Below are 22194 nucleotides of genomic sequence, written 5' to 3'. Positions count from 1 at the left end.
AGGTGAGAAACAAGATGTATCTTGGCGTAGATTATTATCCGGAGCATTGGCCGGTTGAGCTGATAAATGAGGATATCGAAGGCGTCGCTGGTCTTGGGGCCATCAGGGACATCGGGGAGGACGTGCTGGAGGAGCTTGCCCGATCTATTGTCAATGATCGGGAAATCTGGCATATTGAAAGTGACAAGGGCGTCGAAGTCACGCTTCGGCAGGATGAAGCATCAGGCCGTAACATGTGGTTTCTGCTGAATCATATGGAGACGCCGAATACGTTTAGAGGCCGGGAGTTAGCGCCATATGAGAGCGGAATCGTAGAGGCTGAAGTTCTGTAAGTCGACTGGAATCGGCTTGGGGCTGCAGTTTCGGGCTCACTCGGGCGTCCTCCTTGGCAAACGGCTAAAGGGGTTTCTACGGGAAGGACTGGACGATTGATATGGCGACCATTAAGGATATTGCCGAGCAGGCCCGCGTTTCGATCGCGACGGTATCGCGGGTGCTCAATTATGATCCGGCTATTTCCGTCGCGGACGAGACGCGCAAGCGGATTTTTGAAATTGCTCATCAGCTCAACTACAAGACGCTGCGGGAGCGCGCCGGAACCGGCGCGGGCAGCAGTCCCGATAAGGAACGCTGCCGGGTCGGTCTCGTCAATTGGTATTCCGAGCACGAAGAAATGCTGGATCCCTACTATATGGCGATTCGGCTCGGCGTGGAGCGGGAATGTTACCAGCGGCAGTTCGAGGTCGTGAAAATGTTTCTGCAATCCGGTACAAACGGCGGCGACCCTCTTCATGAACAGTTGGACGGCATCATCGCCATCGGGCGCTTCGAGCAGGATGATCTGGATCAGTTCCCGTCGGATTTGGAAACGATTGTGTTCGTTGATTCATCGCCGGATGAGCAGCGGTTCGATTCCGTCGTCGTTGATTTGCGCAAATCGGTCGGCGAAGTATTGAATTATTTGCTGCAGCTCGGCCATAAGGCGATCGGCTATATTGGCGGCCACAATGTGGTGAACGAGAAGCCCGTCCAGGACGAGCGGGAGCGGGTTTTCGTGGAATGGCTGAAAGCGCGGGAGCTGTATGACCGGGAATTGGTGTATACGGGTGAGAACCTGTACTCCGAGGACGGCTACCTGCTGATGAAACGGGCAATAGAGCGCGGCGGAACCTCCAAGGCGACCGCCTTCTTCATCGAGAACGACTCCATGGCTGTCGGTGCGCTTCGCGCCCTCCATGAGGCGAAGCTTCGTGTACCCGAGGATGTGTCCATCGTCGGCTTCAACGATATTCCGATTTCAGCCTTCGTACAGCCGCCGTTATCCACGGTGAAGGTGCATATGGGTCACATGGGCGAGACTGCGGTTGAACTGCTTGCCCAACGGTTAAACAACCGTAACGCCATTCCTAAGAAGGTCGTGCTGCCGACGAAGCTGCTGCTTCGAGAGAGCTGCGGAAACCCCGTGCGCGGTTAATTATTAGGAAGGAGAAGGGCTATGCCGCTGTTAACGCTAGAGCGAAACGTGCTGCCCGCCGTACGTAAAATGAAGGAAGTGGAGGGGCTGCTCAACGCTCCCTTCTCCTGCTTCGTGCTGCTGGGCGGGCATCTCAGCCAAATCAAGCCGATCGTCGACATGGCTCGCGGGCACGGCAAGGACGTGCTGCTCCATGCCGATCTGATCGACGGCCTCAAGAATGACGAATATGCCGCGGAGTTTCTCTGCCAGACGATCCGTCCGGCGGGGCTTATCTCGACGAGAGCCGGCGTTATTCAGCGGACCAAGCAGAATAAGCTGACGGCAATTCAACGGCTGTTTCTGCTGGATTCCGATGCGCTGGAACGCAGCTATGCGCTGGTCGAGAAGACGCAGCCTGATTATATTGAAGTGCTTCCCGGCATCATGCCGGAAATCATTGCGGAAGTAAAGGAACGAACCGGCGTGCCCGTGATCGCGGGCGGCTTGATTCGCACGGAAGACCATGTGCGGCAAGCGCTGCATGCCGGCGCTTCGGCGGTAACGACATCCCGGCGGGAGCTGTGGACGTTGACATCGTAGACCGTCGGCTTCAGGGACAGTTGCGGTTCAAGTTCGTCAAAGCGCGAGGAGGGGAAAGATGGACACTTACATGTTGTCGCTTGATCAGGGTACGACGAGCACGCGTGCGCTGCTCGTCGACCGGAGCGGTGCCATTGCGGCAATCGCGCGGGAGGATCTGCCGCTGCAATATCCGCATTCCGGCTGGGTGGAAGCGGATGCGGCTTTCATCTGGGAATCGTCGCTTCGCGTCATGCAGAAGCTGCTGCGGGATTCAGGCGTGGGAGCGGATCAAGTTGCCGGCATCGGTATCACGAACCAGCGCGAAACGACGATCATCTGGGACCGCGCGACGGGCGAGCCGATTTATCCGGCGATCATCTGGCAGTCGCGGCAGTCGGCGGAGGTCTGCGATAGGCTGTCGGCGGCTGGTCATGAGACGGCGGTCAGGGAACGGACCGGACTGCGGATCGATCCGTATTTCTCGGGAACGAAGGTCGCCTGGATGCTGGAGCACGTCGATGGCGCCCGCGAGCGGGCCGAGCGCGGCGAGCTGATGTTCGGGACGATCGATACGTGGCTCATCTGGAAGCTGACGGGCGGAGCGGTTCATGTTACGGACGTTACGAACGCTTCGCGCACGCTGATGTACAACATCAACGAGCTGACTTGGGACGATCAACTTCTGGCCCTGCTGCAGGTTCCAAGGGCGATACTGCCTGAGGTCCGTTCTTCCTCGGAAGTGTATGGCCATACGGTCCCGGCGCTGTTCGGCGGTCACGCCATCCCGATTGCGGGAGCGGCAGGTGACCAGCAGGCCGCCTTGTTCGGGCAAGCCTGCTTCGAGCAGGGCAGCGTGAAGAATACGTACGGCACGGGCTGCTTCATGCTCATGAACACGGGCGATCAGCCCATCACTTCCAAGCACGGCCTGCTGACCACCATTGCCTGGTCCGCCTTCGGCCGCGTGGAATATGCGCTTGAGGGCAGTGTATTCGTTGCGGGGGCCGCCATTCAATGGCTTCGCGACGGTCTTGAGATGATCGCGTCGGCTGCAGAATCTGCAGAGATTGCTGCCCCTTCCGCGGACGGCGTCTATGTCGTCCCTGCTTTCGTCGGTCTGGGCACGCCGTATTGGAACAGCGACGTCCGCGGCGCAATGTTCGGTCTGACGCGCGGCACGACCAAGGCGCATATCGTCCGGGCGGTGCTGGACGCGCTCGCCTACCAGACGAAGGATGTGCTGAGCGCCATGGAAGAAGATTCGGGTCTCACGCTTCGCTCGCTGTCCGTCGACGGAGGCGCAGCTGCCAACGATCCGCTTATGCAGTTTCAGAGCGACATGCTTGGCGTTCCGATCGAACGTCCGGCGAGCAATGAATCGACGGCGCTCGGCGCTGCATTCCTGGCGGGCCTCGCAGTCGGCTACTGGAGCAGCCGCGAAGAGATCTGCAGCCTGCGGAAGGTTGATCGGCTGTTCCAGCCAGCAATGGACGAGGCGAGGGTGCAGACGCTGTACGGCGGGTGGAAACGGGCGGTTAAAGCTGCCATGGCGTTCGCAGAATGAGTATGCTATACTACCGATAAGTTAATAACATGGTTGGAGATATGGAGAAACCACGAAGATTGCTGATTCGATTTGCCTTGCGCGGGCGGACGAAATCAGCAGTTTTTCGTGGTTTTTTTGTTGGCGGGCAAGCGAAAGGCGCATTCATTGCGGGTTCCGCGTACATTAGAGTGGAGAAGGGCAGGCGTTGGCAATGGTACAAGCAGCGGGGACAGGTGCATTTTCGGCGGGGAACCGTTTATCGATATTGGAAGGCATGGCTCAGCGGCCGGTTGATGTGCTCATCATCGGCGGCGGCATAACGGGGGCGGGCATTGCGCTCGACGCTGCATCGCGAGGCCTCCGTACGGCCGTCGTGGAGATGCAGGATTTTGCAGGGGGCACTTCGAGCCGCTCCACCAAATTGGTGCACGGGGGGCTGCGTTATTTGAAGCAGCTGGAGATCGGCGTCGTAGCCGAGGTCGGCAAGGAGCGGGCCATCGTGTACGAGAACGGGCCGCATGTGACGACGCCGGAATGGATGCTGCTGCCGCTGTATGCGGGCGGATCGTTCGGCAAGCTGTCCACGAGCATCGGGCTGCGCGTGTATGATTTCTTGGCGGGGGTCAAACGGGGCGAGCGGCGCGAGATGCTGAGCGCGAAGCAGACCTTAGCCAAGGAACCGCTGCTGAAGCGCGAGGGCTTGAAGGGCGGCGGCTATTATGTGGAATACCGGACGGACGATGCGCGGCTGACGATCGAAGTCATGAAGAAGGCCGTTCGGCTCGGCGCTCATGCGGTCAACTATGCGAAGGTAGACAGCTTCGTGTACGGAGAAGAAGGAAGGCTGACGGGTGCCGTCGTTCGGGATATGATCGGCGGCGGCACGTATACGATCACGGCGGACAACATCGTGAACGCGACAGGGCCTTGGGTGGACGATCTGCGGGATATGGACCGTTCGAAGCAGGGCAAGACGCTTCGCCTGACGAAGGGCGTCCATCTCGTGTTCGACGGGGGACGGTTCCCGCTGCAGCAGGCGGTGTATTTCGATACGCCGGACGGCCGGATGGTGTTCGCCATTCCGCGGGAGGGCAAGACGTATTTCGGCACGACGGATACCAACTATGCGAAGGACACGCAAAACCCGACGATGTCCTATGAGGACCGCAGCTATTTGCTGAAGGCGGCCAACTCCATGTTTCCGAGCTTGAAGCTGACGGAAAGCGACGTGGAATCCAGCTGGGCGGGGCTTCGGCCGCTGATTCAGCAGGAGGGCAAGTCGCCGTCGGAGGTGTCGCGCCGCGACGAAATCTTCGTATCGGCGTCTGGATTGGTCTCGATTGCCGGAGGCAAGTTGACCGGCTACCGCAAAATGGCGGAGACGGTCGTGAACAAGATTGCCGAGCTGCGCAGGCAGGAAGGCAAGCGGGCGCTGCCCGCGAGCGGGACGAAGACGGTGACGATATCCGGCGGCGACGTCGGCGGGTCCGGCAACTATGCGTCGTATGTGCGGACGAAGACAGGCGAAGGCATGCGACGCGGGTTTACGGCTGACGAGGCGAAGTTCCTCGCGCAGCGATACGGCTCTAACGCGCCGGAGCTGTTCGAGCTGGCGGAATCGACAAAGCCGTGGGCGGCGAAGCACGGGCTGCCGCTTGTCATTGGCGTACAGCTGCGCTATGCGATGGAGTCGGAAATGTCGGCGAAGCCGGTTGATTTCCTCATTCGCCGGACGGGCGACATGTTCTTCCGGATCGCGGACGTTCGCAGATGGAAGGACGCGGTGATCGCGGCGATGGCGGAACGAAGCGGCTGGAGCGGCGAGCAGCAGCTGGCTTACGCGGCCGAGGTAGAAGCGAAGCTTGGCGAGGCCGTGAATCCGAAGCCGGAATAAGGGTAGAAGCTGATCGCCTGAAGACAAGCGAGATGCGCGAAAATACGAAGGCGATGAACGACCTCTTCATCGTCCGCCGATGGCGCAAAAAGCCAGATGGAATACGCTCCCGGAGCGTTCCGTCTGGCTTTTTTGCGCTTTCGTATATCCCGCTATTTTTCCCCATTTGTATCCCCAGATGTACCTTTTTTTCTCAAATGTCCCCTATTCCAGTATATGGATACGGGCTATAATGGAAAAACCCTTATGAACAGCAAGCGTTATTCTTATTATTGAAAGGGTTTACATTCTATTCGTCGCAGAGAGGGAGAGGACGTCATATGACAGCTTTACTTACGCTGCAGCAGGGAAGCGTGGATGCGAAGCCCGAAGAGGCAGGCATGGATCCGCAGCGGCTGGAGCTGCTGGATGCACATTTTGCACGGTTGATTGAAGCAGGCAAGCTGCAGGGCGCAAGCTACCTTGTCAGCCGTTACGGCCGGATCGTCGTCAACAAAGCGCAGGGCAAGCTGACGTACAAAGCGGACAGCGCGGAGCTCAGGACGGATTCCGTCCGCAAGGTATATTCGATTACGAAGGCCGTCGTTGCCGTCGCCATCATGCAGCTGTGCGAGGCGGGCAAACTGTATCTGCAGCAGCCGGTTGCCGGCATTATTCCGGAATTTGACACCAACCTGCACCGCTCCATCACGATCTGGCATTTGCTCACGCATACCTCCGGCCTGCGCGCGGACCCCGGCAGCAATGTCGAGCCTTATTCGCTGCCTTGGTACGAATGGTGGGTTAGGGAGAAGAAGGAGAAAGCAGATGCCTGGGAAAGCGCCGATTGGATCAAAATCATTCTCAGCGGCCCGCTCAGCGCGAAGCCGGGCGAGCGCTGGGCTTACTGCTCCGCGGGGTTCGTGCTGCTGTCCGAGGTCATTGCCCGCGTGTCCGGCATGTCCTTCGATGCCTATGTACAAACGCGAATTGCGGATTCCATCGGCATGAGCCGTTCCTCATTCCTCGTTCCGGAGGATCTGCGGGCAGAAGTCTGCTTCACGGGGCCGTGGGAAGAACAAGGCATTGTTAAGCCGGCCGACCTTTCGACGCTGCCGCCAAGAGGCGGAAACGGTTATTACTCCACGCTCGAGGATTTGCATAAATTCGGCCAAACGATGTTAAATGGCGGCATAGCGCCGGGAACGGGCGAAGTCGTGCTCGGCAGGCGCACCGTAGAGGCCATGGTACGCAACCAGCTGCGCGGCGTACCGAACAACTGCTGGGGCGGCGATGTGGCCGATACCCAGATGGCGCTCGGCTGGTCGCTGAATCATCAGGATATTTGCACGCCGGGGACGTTCTCGCATGAGGGCTACGGTCATTCGGGCCTCTATATCGATCCGGCGGAGCAGCTCGTCGTCGTCTATCTCGTGCCCAATCAGGCAGGCTGGCTGCCGGAAGCCGTCATTAACCCGCGCGCGATCATCTGGTCCGCGCTGCAGTAAGATCCGCCTTGAATGTTAATGCCACATTACCCTACGAAGGAAGGTTGGATGAATTTGAATCTGCTTGGCATACATACCGCAGAAACGGCGCTTACCCCGGCGGAAGCCGGTTATCGCACGGCCGCTTTGGAAGGCCTGGAAGTCTACCTGCAGCAGCTAGTTAAGGAAGGAAAGCTGCAGGGTGCCTCATACCTGCTGTCCAAGAACGGACAAGCATTCGCAATCGGTGCGGCGGGCAAGCTTCGGCACAATGAAGAAGCGGGAGGCCTGCTTCCTGATTCCATCCGCAGAGTCGCTTCCATTACGAAATTATTCACGCTCGTCAGCCTGCTGAAGCTGATGGAGGAAGGCAAGCTTTACCTGCATCAGGCGGTCAAGGATTGGCTGCCCGAATTTCAGCATCCCGTCTACGAGCGAATTACGATCCATCATCTGCTGACGCATACATCGGGTCTGGTACCCGACCCCGGCTTCCATCTGGAGCCGTACATGCTGGGCTGGTGGGACATTGACTTCACGTTCGACGACAGACCCGGCTCCGAGCCGGACCGTTCGCCCGAGGAGGAGACCGCGTTCCGCAAATCGCAGTGGATCAAATCCATTCTCGCGGCATACCCCGTATCGGAGCCGGGTAAAGAATGGCGCTACTCCTCGGCAGGGTTTGCCATTTTGGGTGAAGTTATCACCCGCGTATCCGGCATGCATTACGAAGATTACGTGCGCACCGCCATTATCGAGCCGCTCAGCTTGAAGCGGACCTTCTTCGCGGTGCCGGATGAACTGCAGGACGAAGTCGCCGTGACCGACGACTGGGATCTTTCGCGGCTGACGCGCGGCGGTGACCGCGAAATCTCGCCGCCGCGCGCCGGCGGAGGGCTGTACTCCACGCTGGCGGATTTGAACCGCTTCGGCACGATGCTCATGACGGGCACGCTGGACGGCAAGCGCATGCTGAGCCGCAAATCGGTGGAGCTGCTGCAGCGCGACCAGTTTCCACAGGGCATTCCCGGCTTCAACTGGGGTGCGGAAGAGCGGCATCATCACTTCGGTCTCAGTTGCACGGTGCCGACGCCGGTCGATCTGCATGGCCCGTCCGCTTTCTTGCATGAAGGCGCGGGCATGAGCATGCTTGTGATCGATCCTGCCGAGCAGTTCGTCGCGGTCATTTTCGTGCCAACGGCGGAAGGCTGGGTGCCGGAAGCTATCATCAACGTGCGCAATATGATTTGGTCCGGGCTGCAATAGCGGTCCTGCAGGGCGGGGGGAGCAACATCATGAAAGCACTTCGGATCCTGCGGGCGGTCGCGTTCGTCACCTTCAAGGAATGGGCTGCGTACCGCTCGCATATGCTGGCTACTTTGCTTGTGGGACCGGTTTATTTTCTCGTGCAGCTGTCGATCTGGAAGGCGGTCTTCGCGACGCAGGATACGATCGGCGGCATGCATATAACGGAGATGCTGAGCTATTACGGCATTGCAGCCATCATTACTTATATCGTCTTTGATTTTGCCGACTGGAACTTCCAGATGCTCATTCGTACGGGGAAATTCATGACGTTCCTGCTTCGACCGATGTCGCACCGGTATTTCGCCTTGTCGCAGAAGGTCGGCCACCGCACGCTTGGTTTCCTGCTGGAGTTCATTCCGGTGTATCTGATATTCCGATTCGCGTTCGGCATCTCGCTTGTGCCAGAGCGGCTGTTCTGGACGATTCTGTCGTTACTGCTCAGTTTCATGATGGTGTTCTTCATCAATTACTGCGTCGGCATGACGGCGTTCTGGCTGACGAATACGGGCGGGATTCGAAGCATTTTCCTTATTCTTCGCGATTTGTGCGCTGGTGTATTCGTGCCGCTGTCTTTCTTCCCAGATGCCGTGCAGCATGTGCTGCTCTTCCTGCCGTTTCAGTTTATGACCTACGTGCCGGTCCGCGTCTTCCTGGGCGATTACGAGCTGGCCGGCTATTCGATGTCGATTCCGGCGATCGTCGGTCTGCAGGCACTGGCCGTCGCGGTCATGTGGGGCGTCTCCGAACTCATCTGGCGCGCCGGCATCCGGCGGTTCACGGGGGTGGGCGCATGAGGGGCTCCATTGCTGCCTTCCTGTCCGTGATGCGAACCGTCGTGGCCAGCCGGCTGGCCTACCGCGGCGACCTCTATTTCAGCATGCTGGTGACGCTGCTGGGCGAGACGGTGCTTCCGCTTATTACGCTGCTGATCTACCGGTCGGGTGCTTCCTTCCCCGGATGGAGTCTCAGCGAAGTGATGCTGATCCAAGCGGTATTCATGCTGGCCAAAGGGCTAGCCTACCCGTTCTTCTTCGGCATGGTCTACAACACGCTGGACCGGGTGCAGGACGGCACCTTCGACGTGCTGCTGCTGAAGCCGCGGTCGGCGCTGTTCATGACGCTGGTGACAGGATTCTCCATCGACGGCCTCGGGCGGCTGCTCGGCGGGCTTGCGCTGTTTCTCATCGCACTGACCGGCGTGCATGTGCCTGGTGCTGCGGCGTGGCTGGGCTTTATCATGCTCATGGTCATGTCGGTCTGCATCCTGTTCGCCTCGGCGCTCTTCATGTCCGGCATGCTGTTCCATTGGGTCGGCAGCAGCCGGGTATACGAGATTCATGATTCGATCACGGCATTCGGGCGGTATCCGCGGACGATCTACGCGAAGCCGCTGCAATGGATCTTGACCTATGTGCTGCCGGTCGCCATGATCGCATTCCTGCCGGCATCGACGCTTCTGGGACGAGCCAATGCCGGACTTGCGGGCGCCATCGCGTTCAGCGTCGTTTTCTTGGCGGCTGGTCTGCTGTTCTGGCACGGCATGCTGCGCAAATACTCCAGTGCAGGCGGGTGACAACGATGATCGAAGTTAACGATTTACGCAAAACGTATACGACCTACGAGCGCGGCCATACGCTGCTCGATGCCGTGAAGAGCCTCGTTCACCGCAAAGAGGTGGAGGTCGAAGCGGTCAAAGGGCTCTCGTTTCGGGTGGAGCAGGGGGAAATGATCGGATTTCTCGGGCCGAACGGCGCAGGAAAGTCGACCACGCTCAAAATGCTGACGGGCGTTCTTCACCCCACCTCAGGCGAAGCCCGGGTGCTCGGCTATGTGCCGTGGAAGCAGCGCAAATCCTACGTCGCCCGCATCGGCGCCGTCTTCGGCCAGAAATCGCAGCTGCTCTGGGATATTCCGCCGCTGGATGCGTTTCATATGAACAAGGCGATCTACGGGCTCACGGAAGCCGACTTCCGCACTGCCTTGAACGATCTCGTGGATTTGCTGGACGTCGGCGCGGTCATGCGCAAGCCAACTCGCCAGCTGTCACTCGGCGAGCGGATGAAATGCGAGTTCATCATGGCCATGCTGCACCGGCCGGAGATTGTTTTTCTAGACGAGCCGACGATCGGACTCGACGTCATCGCGAAGGAAAACATCCGCTCCTTCATCAAGCGTATGAACGAGCAGGGCGTCACGTTCGTGCTGACGACGCATGACCTTGGCGACGTGGAGCAGCTGGCGAAGCGAGTCATGGTCGTGAATCATGGCGAAATTATATTCGACGACGGCATCGGCGCGCTCAAGGGAATGCTCGGCGACAAGAAAATCGTGCGCCTCGTCGCGGCATCGCCGCTTGCGGATGCGCTCGGCCCGGGCGTTGCGCTCTTGGAGCAGAAGTCGAGCCATGAGGTGAAGCTCGAGATCGACACCGCGGTCGTATCGCTGAACGCGTTTTTGCAGAATTGCAGCGCGAGCACGGTGATTGTAGATATGGCGATCGAGGAAGTACCGATCGAACGGGCGATCAAAGTGCTGTACGGGTGAAAGTAAGAAGAATAGCGATGGATAAGAAACGCACTTCGGATGGAACCTATGAGGAAAGGTATCCCTAAGCAAAATACCCTTAAACCCATTCCGATTGGAGCGTAACGACTAACTTATGAGCATGAGATACCGGCTTTGTTTGCCTGTTGTTCTGGCCTTGTCCCTCGGATTGACGGCCTGCGCCTCTAATGCCAATAGCAGCGGTGAGAATCCGCAAGCCAATCTCCGCAAATTCAGTACAAATCAGCAGCCGATCGATGTGAAGTCTACAGACAAGAGCGTGATCCGTCCATTTCATTTCACGGCTTCGGACGTGCAGCTCGCCGACTTGCGCAATCGCATCAAGGCGACGAGATGGCCGGACCGGGAAACGGTCCCGGATCAATCGCAGGGCGTACCGCTTGCGACGATTCAGGCGCTCGCGCGCTATTGGGCGACGGATTACGATTGGCGCAAGTTCGAGGCGAAGCTGAACGCCCTGCCGCAGTACACCACCAATATCGACGGCGTGGATATTCATTTTATTCACGTTCGCTCGAAGCACGCGAATGCATTGCCGCTCCTCGTTACGCATGGATGGCCGGGCTCGGTCGCCGAGCAGATGAAGATCGTTGGACCGCTTACGAATCCCACAGCCTATGGCGGGAAGGCGACTGACGCGTTCGATCTGGTTATTCCATCGATACCGGGCTACGGGTTTTCGGGTAAGCCGATTACAACCGGATGGACCCCTGACCATATCGCTAACGCTTGGGCGGTGCTGATGAAACGCCTCGGCTATTCGAAGTATGCGGCGCAGGGCGGCGATTGGGGCGCGATTATTACGGATCATATGGGCGCTCATGCCCCTGCGGGACTGGTCGGCATTCATACCAACATGCCCGGCGCGGTACCGGCATCGATCGATAAGGCGATCAATAATGGAGAGCCGATGCCTGCCGGCCTTACGGCCGACGAGAAGACTGCGTGGAAGGAACTGGCTTTCTTGTACAAGCACGTCGGCTATGCCGAAATGATGGGGACACGGCCGCAGACGCTGACCGCGCTTGCGGATTCGCCCGTCGGGCTCGCTGCCTTTATGCTTGATCATGACGCGAAGAGCCTGAAGCTGATCTCGAAGGCATTTGCCGGGCAGCCCGGGGGCCTCTCGAGAGACGATGTGCTGGACAACATCACGCTCTACTGGCTGACGAATACGGGGGTTTCCTCGTCGCGTCTCTACTGGGAGAACAAGGGCGCTCCCTTCTTCGCCGTCAGGGGCGTCAAAGTTCCGGTGGCCGTCAGCGTCTTCCCCGACGAGCTGTACGAGGCGCCGCGGAGCTGGACGAAGCAGGCCTATCCGAAGCTTATGTATTACCACAAGGTGAACAAGGGCGGACACTTTGCGGCGTGGGAGCAGCCGATGCTATTCGCCCAAGAACTCCGCATGGCCTTCCAGTCGCTGCGCTAGCCGGAAGCAGGAACTTTCGAACAAGCGAATTACAACAGGGATGACCCAAAAAACGAAAAACACGCCGTCTTTTCTATGGAGTCCGTTAAACCGTAGAAGGGATGGCGTGTTTTTGTGCTGCGGACATTCAGCCGCATTCGCTTCGCTAGATTCAGCGCAAATGACCCGCAAGAGGGGCACGTGGTAACAACGTGTCCATCTTACGGACTGCGGTTTTTATTAAAGGCAGCCATGCAGATTTCCATAATCAGGCCTTGTAATAAATATAAACCTTCTGCGTCTTGCTGTCCCATGTCACGGTACCGCCAAGGTACTCGCCTGTGGCTCTGACACTGACATAGGTAACGCTGTCGATGAGCATGTAATTCGTGATTACTTTGCCGCTTACGAAAGGCGTTCGGGTCGCGGTATCCCAGGTTATTGCCGCGCCGAGCGCATCACCAAGCTGTCTTAACGGGGCGTAGATGGACCCGTTCACGTTGCGGCCATATGCGGCGAGCATATCGTTGATGACGACCTTGATCGTATCGGTGTCACTCAAGGGAGTCACGATCTTAGGGGCGGTATATTGCTTGTAGAAGGCTTCCTCCATTGCGTTGATATCGACGTTCCCTCCGATGCCCTTCACCTTGCCGCTGGACGTATATTGAAACACCGACCAGGTGTCCCAGATGCCGTTATCCATCGGTTTATTCGTGCCGTAGTGGGCGACCCAGAGCGGCCACTGACCGAGCTTCTTCCCAAGGTAGGTCTTCGCGAAGCTGGCTCCCGTATAAATCATCGTCTTCTGTCCCGTCAATCGTTCGACTTCCTTCAGCCATTGCACGCACCAATCTGTCAGCTTCGAGGACGGTACATTGGCTGCATCGCCCTCCACATCCAGCGTATGGGGGAATTCGGATTTGCGGCCTTGAATGACAGAGACAAACTGTGCCGCTTCGGACAGAGCGTCGTTCCTCTCCGGATGCGCATAATGATAGAAGCCGATATGCAGCCCGGCTTTCAGCGCGCCATCCGCATTAACGGCCATGTTCGGATCCGTATAGGTCGTTCCTTCCGTTGCCTTGATCAACGTCCCCACGACACCATCAGAACGCACCTTTTCCCAATCGATCGTGCCCTGATGATGCGAAACATCAATGACCTTTAAGTGACTTGGGCTTCTCGCTTGCAAGTTCTTCACGGCTCCCTTCTATGAATGAAGTGGTTACTTGATAGTTTATGAGCCTTGAAAGCATGTTGTCCCTGTGCGGAAGCCTTAATGTGGCTGGGGGAGTGGGGGGGCGGATACAAAAAATGGATGTGGGAATATAAGGATGACTGGTATAATACATGCAAAAGCAAGCAGCTGACAAGGAGGCTCTATGAACGGACAAACGGAGCAGGAGAAGGTCTTATTCGTACAGCCGGGAATCGCAAACCCCCCGGTCCAGCAGCGGGTCTATCCCGTGAAGCCGTGGCAGCGGTTTTGGGCGCGCATGATGGATATTTATTTGTTTTTCATGATCGGTTCGCTGCTAGCGAGTGCTGTTATTGGGTTTGATTATAAAGGAAATCTCGGCTTGCTCCTGCTTACGACGTTGGCGTGGTTGCTCTGCTATGCGGTTATTGACGCGCTGCTGATGGCTGGACTTGGAACAACTGCGGGCAAAGCTGTCTTTCGCGTCGTGGTGCGCAGCGCGAGCGGGGGCAGGCTGACATTCAAGGAAGCATGGCGGCGCAATTTAAGCATGCTCTACTATGGGATGGGGCTGCAAATGCCGGTTATTATGCTATTGTGCATGTCCAGGGCGCAATACCGGCTTCGAACAGAAGGGACGACGCGTTGGGACAAGCATAGGTTTACCGTCGTTCACGGGGATCATGGCCTGATTCGCAGGTTCGTTTGTTTCCTGCTTATTGTCGGCTTTATTGTGCTGCGGGTCATTGATTTCAGCATTTTGCCGTTTCGTTTGTGATCGAGGTGTCATATCGAACCGTAAGTCCCAGATTCCAGCCAAAGGAGCTATCCAACCCCAATGCCTTATCCCATCGAGAATAAATTTGTAATCGCCGTCGCATCGAGCGCCTTATTCGATCTCTCCGAGTCGGATTCCGTCTTCCGCGAGAAGGGCGAGGATGAGTACCGGCTCTTCCAGCGGCAGCATGAGAACAGCATTCTAGGAACGGGTGTCGCCTTCCCGCTTATCAAGCGGCTGCTGCGTATTTTCGCTTCGTCCGAAGATCAGCCGGTCGAGGTCGTGCTGCTATCCCGCAATGACCCGGATACGGGGCTGCGCGTGTTCAAATCCATTGAGCACTACGGTCTTCCGATCAGCCGCGCGGTGTTTGTCGCCGGCAGCAATCCGTTTCTATACATGGATGCCTTCAACGCCTGTTTATTTCTATCCGGCAATTTGACGGACGTGAAGGAAGCGGTCGAGTACGGTTACCCCGCGGGGTGCATCTATCCGACGGATTATATCGACGATGAGGACGACGAGGAGCTGCGGATCGCGCTTGACTTCGACGGCATCATTGCCGATGATTCGGCCGAGAGCATTTTTCAGACAGGGGCGCTGCATACCTTCCACGATCACGAGAAGCGCAATGCGGGCGAGCCGCTTCCCGGGGGTCCGCTTATTCGATTCATTAAAGAAATCGTCAAGCTCCAGAAGCGCGAGAGCCAGAAGATGCATAGCAACCCTGGCTATAAGCCCAAGATCCGAATCGCGATTGCAACCGCACGCAATGCGCCTGCGCATGAACGGGTTATTACGACGCTTCGCCAATATGATCTTCGCGTGGACGAGGCGTTCTTCTTGGGCGGAGTGGACAAGGCGAGGGTACTGGATATTTTCAAACCGCATATCTTTTTCGATGATCAGGTCGGCCATATCGAGGGCGTGGCCCGGCGGTTTCCGTCCGTGCACGTGCCGTTCGGGGTGACGAACGCTATCAAGCGTTAAGGGAAAGGAGGAGCGGAGAAGAAATCGACAGGAGGAGTACGGGGTTGAAGGGGTATATAAAACGCGTACTGCTTGGCATCGCATGCGGAAATGCGCTGGGTGCGGCTCTAATTACGCTGAGTGTCTGGTACTTGTCCGAGGAGCATGGAGGGAACGGGGCGTTGATTCTTGCCGATTTTGTCATCATCCCTACGCTGATCGGACTTACCAATGCCTATTTTTTGCGCAAGGATAAGGTTGGCGCCGGCAGGTTCATGCTTTACGGACTGTATGATCTGATCATTATTATCCTTGGTGCGGCCTTATTCATGGGCGAAGGCTACATCTGCATCATTATTGTATCGCCGCTTATTTATTTTTTTCTCATGCTGGGCATTTTGACTGGAAGGAAATTACTATTCCCTCGGTTCGACGAAAGGGCTAATCTCTCTGTGGTGGCTGCGCTTGGCTCGCTGCTTGTCCTCAATCTCGTCACGGCATCGCCATCCGAGAGCAGTCTTGTCAGCGATTCCATTGTCATTCAAGCAAGCCCTGATGAAGTATGGAAACATGTCGTATCGTTTGAACCCATTACGGAAAAGCCGGATTATTGGCTGTTTCGGTTAGGGCTTCCGAGTCCGGTTCAGTCAACGGCGGAAGGCAACTTCGTCGGTGCGTGGCGTAAGTGCATATTCAGCTCCGGCATCGTATTCGAAGAGCGGATCTCGGAGCTTGAACCCGGGAACAAGCTGACCTTCGACATTACCAAGCAGCCGGATGATCCGGAGCTCATAGGACATCTGAATTTGCTGAAGGGGCAGTTCGTGCTAAAAGACAATGGAGACGGGACGACGACGTTGATCGGCAACAGCTGGTACGAATTAAAGATCAAGCCGCCGTTGTATTTTAATCTGTGGGCGGACAGCATTGTCCGTAACGTTCATCTGGAAGTGATGGCACATATTAAAGCGCTGTCGGAGCGCAAGCAGGCCTCGGTATAATGCTGCACACTAACCTGAGGACGTTTTCGCGCTGGTGAAATTGGGCACAACTAGTCCGTAGCGGCTATACAAAACGATACGGGACTATGAAGGAGACGAAGACAATGGGCAAAATCATTGCCATAACCGGGGCATCCTCTGGCATCGGACTGGCTGCGGCGCTGAAGCTGGCGGATAACGGATGGACCGTTTACGCCGGTTCACGCAACGTGGAGCGAGACCGGGAGCAGTATGGAGACCGGCGGAATTTGCATTTCGTGGAGATGGAAGTGACCGACCCAGCTTCGCTGGACGCGGCGTTCCGGCACATCGAAGCAGCGCATGGCCTGCTTGACGTACTGTTCTGCAATGCGGGCTTCGGGTATTTGAGGGCGCTTGGTCAGGCGGAGCATGCCGATATCGAGCATGTATTCGACACGAACGTCTACGGCGTCATGCACACGATTCGAGCGGGATTGCCGCTGCTGCGCAAAGCGGGCGCGGGCTACATCATCGCGACGACAAGCGTCGGCGGCTTGGTCGGCCAGCCGTTCAATGAAATCTACTGCGCGAGCAAATTCGCGGTGGAAGGACTGATCGAGAGCATGGCGACGTATTACAAGCCGGTGTTTAATATCGACTTGACGCTGCTGGAGCCGGGCGCGATCGCGACGAATTTCAACAACACGGTGCTCAGCCATGTGCAGCAAACGGGCGGCATTCTGGACGACGAGTACAGGCAAATGATTACGCGGTATATCGAGACGTTCCAAGCCCGCAATACAGCGCCGCAAACGGCCGAATCGGTCGCCGAGGTCGTGTGGGACCTGCTGCACATGGAGACGAAGCCGCTGCGGATCCGCACGTCGGAAGCGGCCGAGGCGTTCTGCAAGTTCAAGGTCGAACAGGACCCGACGGGTCTGGACGGGATGCTGAATACGCGGAAGCTGCATTTGCGGCTGTAGGTGTTGTGGTAGTGCATGTGAATATTGCGGACGCCGCTTGGTTGAGCGGCGTTTTTTTACGGCAATTCGAGCTTTATTTATTAACAAATCAATTCCATGAGGTGTATATGAGGCTTTTCAAAGAGAAGAAGGACAATTAAGAAATTATTGATCTGACTTGAAGGGAAGGGGAGTGAAAGGTGATTAGTGCTCAATGGTTCGCCGGATCCGTTCAGATAAACATGGAAAAGCCCCAAGCATATAAACCATATGCAAGGGGCTTTTCCTTTGAATCGCCGAAAAATCACGAAAGTATTTCGCTGAAATATCATTGCGCTAACATAACGATGTCTGGTCGGCATGTAACCATGCCAAGCCTAACCCATATACTAAATCCAGTAAGAATTAGCGTGTGTGCAAATACTGAGCATATAGTATCGGCCGCTTATAAACTGTAAATTGGTTGCGAATTCCATCATACAAATCCTTTTGCGGCTTTCCATTTAGTTCGATTATCCCAATATGATCATCGTTGTCCAACGCAAAATCTACGCTAAACTCGCCCAAATGGTAGGTTTCATTTTCATCCATTATTTCTGCGGATCTTAAACTTAAGTTATAGACCGATTGAATAATAGCCTTAACCTTATCGCGTGGATACAAATGCTTGAGAACATCCGTAGTTAAACATGCCTTTTCACAGATGCTGGTATTATAACTGCTTATATTAGCAATCCGGCTGATGACATTCGTTACGGACCATAAGCCTTTATCATTTTTTTGCACAAGCGCTCTGATATCGAAACTTTTATTGTTTAATTGTCGTATAGGGACTCCTTTTTGAATGATATAGGGAGTGGAGCCGAGAAGTTTTTGCATGCTTTCCTGAAATTGGATGACGTCTGTGGCAATGATTTGTGGTGAGAAATAGTGGTGACCAATGTGAATTTCCCCTGAATTCTTCAACTCCACACGGTATGCATTGTATTTTCTTCTTCATATTCTATTATTATGACTCTCTTTATTAAAAAAATGGAGGCAAGCGATGAACAAAAACCACGGTTTTGTAGGTATTGTGGTTGCAAACCGTAATCAAAGGAAGTATGTTCTTAAACGTTTGCTCCGCCGACAACTATTGTGATCAATGAGACTGGCATTTACAATATCAGTTGGGAAGTATTTCCTACCCCTGGAAATAGCGCTTTTGGATTATTCTTTGATCCTGCTGGAGTCTATTGTTATCGAAAAATTATAATCACAAATACGAATATGGCGAAACGGAAGGTTAATAAGAAATGAAGCCTTGGGGTTTATTCAACTCCCAAGGCTTCTTCATTTTCTAACGCGAAACGGATCTATCCTTCAACTCTCCCCGCTCGTGCAATAACCGATCGCGCATACTCAGACGGCGACATGCCAGTCGAACGTTTGAAATCGCGCGAGAAATAATGGATGCTTCCGTAGCCGAGCTTGGCTGCGATTTCCGTCAAATTGTACTGTCTCTCACGAATGAGCACTTTGGCTTCTTGGATCTTGAGCTGCTTGAAGTAGTCGATGGCGCCTGTTCCGGCGCGGGATTGGAAAATGTCCTTCAACCGGGTTTTCCCCACATGCATCGCCTGGCAGAGCTGGTCTAGAGAAAGATTGTCGGCAATATGTTCTCTCATATAAGCGACGATCCGCTCTTGCAGGTGCGAATCGGCGTTGTCTTTCTGCGTGAAGGTGAGCTGGGGCTTGTCCTGATCCGCGCTTTCGCTGCGCAGCAGCAGGATGAGCAGGACTTCCAAGCAGGCTTTTATCACCTGCTGCCCCGCATAGGGTGCATCGGGGTGCGAAGACAGCCGGTGGGAGAGGGGATCGTCGAAAGGCGGATTGAAGGTAAGGAAGCCTTCCTTCAGAATGAGAGCCAGCAGCCCCTGCTCGCGTTTGCCGAGCGGCATGATTTTATCTTCGAACCGGACCATATCCTCCGATGGGGATTCGAACGAGATGACGATCAGATTCGGCGGTCTGTGCCGAGCGGAGACGCGAACCGTATGAAATTCCCCCGGTTTATGAAAAATGATCTCGCCTTGGGAGAGCTGCACGATCCGGTCGTCGGCTCGTACTTCGACTTCGCCCTTGTCCACGTAGAGAAGCTCCCAGAAATCATGCTCTTCCCCCTCGAACACATATCCCTTGGCATATTCGAAGTAATGGAAGGAATATAACTTCGTGATCGTAATCGATTCGTGAAGGGCAAGCGAAGTGAAATCCATGGCGCGTCCTCCTTTCTATCCGGCGTTCCTTTCCTTCCATTCTAGCACAGCGGCAGTGCAAAAAATCCGGCTTTATTGCTAAATCCAATTCGGCACGCTTTTCCTATAATTAGAACCATAACAGGAGGTGGAGCGCCGTGAAAAAAGGAATTAACATCTGGTCGTTCGCGGAAGGAACGACAATCGACGAGGCGATGGCAATCGCCAAAGACGCAGGCTTTGAAGGCATCGAGCTGTCATTGAACGAGACGGGTCCGTTAAGTTTAGAGAGCAGCGTAAGGGAGATTGAAGATATTCGCAAGCTTGCCGAGGATAAGGGTATCGCGCTTACGAGTCTGGCTAGCGGCCTCTACTGGAGCTATTCGATGACCAGCGAGGACCGCGTGAAACGGGAGAAGGCGAAGGACATCGCCAAGAAGCAGCTTGAGACCGCAGCGATTCTCGGGGTGGACACGATTCTGGTCATTCCGGGAGCGGTCGGCGTCGACTTTATTCCGGATAGCGAAGTGGTTCCGTACGACAAAGCGTACGAGAATGCGCTAGAAGCCGTAACGGAACTGGCCGGTACGGCAGCGTCGACGGGCGTCTCCATCGGCATCGAGAATGTCTGGAATAAATTCTTGCTTTCCCCGCTCGAAATGCGGCAGTTCATCGACGCAACAGGATCGAAATACGTCGGCGCTTATTTTGACGTAGGCAACGTTGTGTACGCCGGCTATCCGGAGCATTGGATCCGGATTCTGAATTCGCGCATCAAGAAGGTGCACTTCAAGGATTATCGCCGGGAGAGCGGCGGCCTGTCCGGCTTCGTTGATCTGCTCGCCGGGGACGTGAACTATCCGGAGGTTATCCGCGCGCTGGAAGAGATCGGCTATGACGATTTCGTGATCGGCGAGATGATTCCGCCGTACAAGCACCATGCCAAACAAATCATTTACAGCACATCCGCTTCGATGAGCGCGATTCTGGGGAGGAACGAGGAGCTATGCTGAAAATCGCTCTGATCGGGCTGGGATTCATGGGCAGGACGCATCTGGATAATTATTTGCGGCTGGAGAAGGAAGGCGTGCCGCTGCAAGTCACGGCCATCTGCGATATCGATCCCGTGAAGCTGGAAGGCCCCGCCACGAGCGGCAATATCGACACCGCTTCCGACGAAGCGGTAGATTTCAGCCGTTTCCGCAAGTATGCAACCGTGGAAGAAATGCTTCGAGAAGAAGAATTAGATGCTGTGGATATCGCGCTGCCTACGTATCTGCACAAGGACGTGTCGATCCGCTGCTTGGAGGCGGGCCTCCATGTGCTCTGCGAGAAGCCGATGGCGCCAACTGCCGCCGACTGCGAAGAGATGATTCGGGCTGCCGAAGCCGCAGGCAAACAGCTGATGATCGGCCAATGCCTGCGTTTCTGGCCGGCCTATGTCTACTTGAAGGAAGCCGTTGAGAAGGGGACGTTCGGTAAAGTCACGAGCGCATCGTTCTTCCGCGGCAGCGGTACGCCGACTTGGGGGCCGTGGCTGCTCGAGGGAGACAAAGGCGGCGGCGCACTGCTCGATATGCACGAACATGATACGGATATCGTGAACTGGTTGTTTGGCATGCCGGATACGGTATCCTGCCAAGCGCTCAACGTCATTCCCGGATCGGGCTATGATATCGTATCGACCAATTACCGCTATGGGGATGGCAAAGTCGTCAACGCGCAGGTCGATTGGACCCTTCAGGGGGACTTTGGCTTCGAAATGAATTATAGGGTTAATTTCGAGGCAGGCAACGTGAGCTTCCGCGGCGGCGGCGTGCAGGTGAATCCGGGCGGCGCACCGGGGTTTAACCCGGAGCTTCCTGCAGACCAAGGCTATTACTATGAGCTCAAATATTTCGCGGAAACATTGATCGCCAAGCAGCCGCTTGCCGCTATACCGACGCGGAGCACGCAGGATTCCATACGGATCATTGAAGCCGAGCGTCAATCCGCATCGTTCTCCGGTGAATGGGTAGAAGTAAAGCGATGAGGGGCATGGACATCTACCGCTGCCTCCATGTAGGCTTGAAGGCAGCAGACAGCGGGGTGCCATGGGGCATTATCGAGCCGCTTGTATTATCCGATGTCGTGACTGGAGCTGCGCCTCGGCTGCGCACGACCGTGAAAGCTTGCTGGACCGATACGGATCTGTGGATTCGCTTCGAGTGCGAAGACGACTATGTCGTTGCGACTATGCGCGAACATGACGCGCCGCTCTATTTGGAAGACGTCGTGGAAATTTTCCTTGATGAAACCGGGCAAGGCACGTCGTATGTCGAGCTCGAGATCAATCCGCTTAACGCGGTGTTTGACGCGATTATCCAGAACGACCCCTCCGGTAAGAAGGAAGTCGATCTATCATGGCATGCGGTCAACATGGTCACGTGCGTGGAGGACCACGGAAGCGAGAAGCACTACGAGATTAGGCTTCCGCTTGCGAACTTCCGCCGTCTGCCGGCCGATGGGACAGTCTGGCGCTGGAATGCGTACCGGATCGATGACGACCGCGGCGGAACACGTCATTATTGGGCTTGGCGCCCGACGGGCAAGGTCGACTTTCATAGGCCGGAGTGCTTCGGAACGCTTGTTTTTGTAAAAGAATAGCTTTAGTCGTCCGACTTGCTCAGCAGTATGGCGTTCATCCTGTAGCAGGAGCTATTTCGTAAGCTGTCATTCAGCTGACGTTGAGAATTTATGTATGCAATCAAAATAAAGTAATACTGAGATACGCAGTTGAACAAGATAATCGTTCATCTTAAACTCTTGATTGCCACACGCGAGTGTAACAACTCCATGTGGTTTTTTTTATAAAGATGTT

Annotated in this window: 21 protein-coding genes; 18 read left to right on the top strand and 3 right to left on the bottom strand. The window is 55.8% G+C overall.

What is annotated here, in order from left to right; genetic code table 11:
* The first annotated feature begins 14 nt into the window (after positions 1–14).
* The 11 genes from KXU80_RS14535 to KXU80_RS14485 all read left to right on the top strand — a co-directional run bounded on the left by KXU80_RS14535 (position 15) and on the right by KXU80_RS14485 (position 12246).
* Positions 15–332, top strand: coding sequence for a hypothetical protein (locus KXU80_RS14535; protein WP_219833993.1), 318 nt, complete (start codon positions 15–17; stop codon positions 330–332).
* 101 nt (positions 333–433) lie between these two features.
* On the top strand, positions 434–1474 hold the full coding sequence (locus KXU80_RS14530; RefSeq protein ID WP_219833992.1) for a LacI family DNA-binding transcriptional regulator: 1041 nt from the start codon (positions 434–436) through the stop codon (positions 1472–1474).
* Positions 1475–1495: 21 nt separating this feature from the next.
* Positions 1496–2056 carry a glycerol-3-phosphate responsive antiterminator gene (locus KXU80_RS14525; RefSeq protein ID WP_219833991.1) on the top strand — a complete coding sequence of 187 codons (561 nt, stop codon included), beginning with the start codon at positions 1496–1498 and terminating at the stop codon, positions 2054–2056.
* 58 nt (positions 2057–2114) lie between these two features.
* On the top strand, positions 2115–3602 hold the full coding sequence (glpK, locus tag KXU80_RS14520) for a glycerol kinase GlpK (protein ID WP_219833990.1): 1488 nt from the start codon (positions 2115–2117) through the stop codon (positions 3600–3602).
* A 193-nt stretch (positions 3603–3795) separates the two neighbouring features.
* On the top strand, positions 3796–5478 hold the full coding sequence (locus KXU80_RS14515) for a glycerol-3-phosphate dehydrogenase/oxidase (protein WP_219839051.1): 1683 nt from the start codon (positions 3796–3798) through the stop codon (positions 5476–5478).
* Positions 5479–5798: 320 nt separating this feature from the next.
* Positions 5799–6965, top strand: a complete 1167-nt coding sequence (locus KXU80_RS14510) for a serine hydrolase domain-containing protein (RefSeq protein WP_219833989.1) — start codon at positions 5799–5801, stop codon at positions 6963–6965.
* A 48-nt stretch (positions 6966–7013) separates the two neighbouring features.
* Positions 7014–8210 carry a serine hydrolase domain-containing protein gene (locus tag KXU80_RS14505; RefSeq protein WP_219833988.1) on the top strand — a complete coding sequence of 399 codons (1197 nt, stop codon included), beginning with the start codon at positions 7014–7016 and terminating at the stop codon, positions 8208–8210.
* A 29-nt stretch (positions 8211–8239) separates the two neighbouring features.
* On the top strand, positions 8240–9046 hold the full coding sequence (locus KXU80_RS14500; protein WP_219833987.1) for an ABC transporter permease: 807 nt from the start codon (positions 8240–8242) through the stop codon (positions 9044–9046).
* On the top strand, positions 9043–9825 hold the full coding sequence (locus KXU80_RS14495) for an ABC transporter permease (RefSeq protein WP_219833986.1): 783 nt from the start codon (positions 9043–9045) through the stop codon (positions 9823–9825). Before KXU80_RS14500 ends, KXU80_RS14495 begins: the two co-directional genes overlap by 4 nt.
* A gap of 5 nt (positions 9826–9830) precedes the next feature.
* A complete protein-coding gene (locus KXU80_RS14490; protein ID WP_219833985.1) occupies positions 9831–10796 on the top strand; it encodes an ABC transporter ATP-binding protein in 966 nt (321 codons plus the stop codon).
* Between the two features lie 115 nt (positions 10797–10911).
* Positions 10912–12246: an epoxide hydrolase family protein gene (locus KXU80_RS14485; protein ID WP_258171014.1), complete on the top strand. Its 1335-nt coding sequence runs from the start codon at positions 10912–10914 to the stop codon at positions 12244–12246.
* Positions 12247–12493: 247 nt separating this feature from the next.
* Here the strand turns inward: KXU80_RS14485 and KXU80_RS14480 are convergent, their stop codons facing one another.
* The gene (locus KXU80_RS14480; protein WP_258171013.1) at positions 12494–13429 is read right to left on the bottom strand and encodes a GH25 family lysozyme; all 936 of its coding nucleotides are present in this window, start codon (positions 13427–13429) and stop codon (positions 12494–12496) included.
* Positions 13430–13610: 181 nt separating this feature from the next.
* Between KXU80_RS14480 and KXU80_RS14475 the strand changes: the two genes are divergently transcribed.
* From KXU80_RS14475 to KXU80_RS14460, 4 genes are all read left to right on the top strand, one after another.
* On the top strand, positions 13611–14204 hold the full coding sequence (locus KXU80_RS14475; protein WP_219833984.1) for an RDD family protein: 594 nt from the start codon (positions 13611–13613) through the stop codon (positions 14202–14204).
* A gap of 60 nt (positions 14205–14264) precedes the next feature.
* Positions 14265–15194, top strand: coding sequence for a 5'-nucleotidase (locus tag KXU80_RS14470; protein ID WP_219833983.1), 930 nt, complete (start codon positions 14265–14267; stop codon positions 15192–15194).
* A 44-nt stretch (positions 15195–15238) separates the two neighbouring features.
* Positions 15239–16174, top strand: coding sequence for an SRPBCC family protein (locus tag KXU80_RS14465; RefSeq protein WP_219833982.1), 936 nt, complete (start codon positions 15239–15241; stop codon positions 16172–16174).
* A gap of 104 nt (positions 16175–16278) precedes the next feature.
* A complete protein-coding gene (locus tag KXU80_RS14460; protein ID WP_219833981.1) occupies positions 16279–17118 on the top strand; it encodes an SDR family oxidoreductase in 840 nt (279 codons plus the stop codon).
* Between the two features lie 384 nt (positions 17119–17502).
* On the opposite strand, the gene KXU80_RS14455 is transcribed toward KXU80_RS14460, so the two are convergent.
* Positions 17503–18069, bottom strand: a complete 567-nt coding sequence (locus tag KXU80_RS14455) for a YheC/YheD family protein (RefSeq protein WP_219833980.1) — start codon at positions 18067–18069, stop codon at positions 17503–17505.
* A 383-nt stretch (positions 18070–18452) separates the two neighbouring features.
* Positions 18453–19355: an AraC family transcriptional regulator gene (locus tag KXU80_RS14450; RefSeq protein ID WP_219833979.1), complete on the bottom strand. Its 903-nt coding sequence runs from the start codon at positions 19353–19355 to the stop codon at positions 18453–18455.
* Between the two features lie 137 nt (positions 19356–19492).
* Here KXU80_RS14450 and KXU80_RS14445 point away from each other — a divergent pair, with 137 nt between their 5' ends.
* The 3 genes from KXU80_RS14445 to KXU80_RS14435 are packed head-to-tail and all read left to right on the top strand — an operon-like array spanning position 19493 to position 21980.
* Complete coding sequence (locus tag KXU80_RS14445) at positions 19493–20347, top strand: sugar phosphate isomerase/epimerase family protein (protein WP_219833978.1); 855 nt, start codon at positions 19493–19495, stop codon at positions 20345–20347.
* Positions 20341–21366, top strand: coding sequence for a Gfo/Idh/MocA family protein (locus KXU80_RS14440; protein WP_219833977.1), 1026 nt, complete (start codon positions 20341–20343; stop codon positions 21364–21366). Before KXU80_RS14445 ends, KXU80_RS14440 begins: the two co-directional genes overlap by 7 nt.
* Positions 21363–21980: a carbohydrate-binding family 9-like protein gene (locus tag KXU80_RS14435; protein WP_219833976.1), complete on the top strand. Its 618-nt coding sequence runs from the start codon at positions 21363–21365 to the stop codon at positions 21978–21980. Before KXU80_RS14440 ends, KXU80_RS14435 begins: the two co-directional genes overlap by 4 nt.
* Positions 21981–22194: the final 214 nt, after the last annotated feature.

It is taken from the genome of Paenibacillus sp. R14(2021), from assembly GCF_019431355.1.
In the GTDB taxonomy this organism is placed as follows: domain Bacteria; phylum Bacillota; class Bacilli; order Paenibacillales; family Paenibacillaceae; genus Paenibacillus_Z.
Note: the sequence above shows the minus strand (reverse complement) of the source record. Positions and strands in the feature narration are given on the sequence as shown.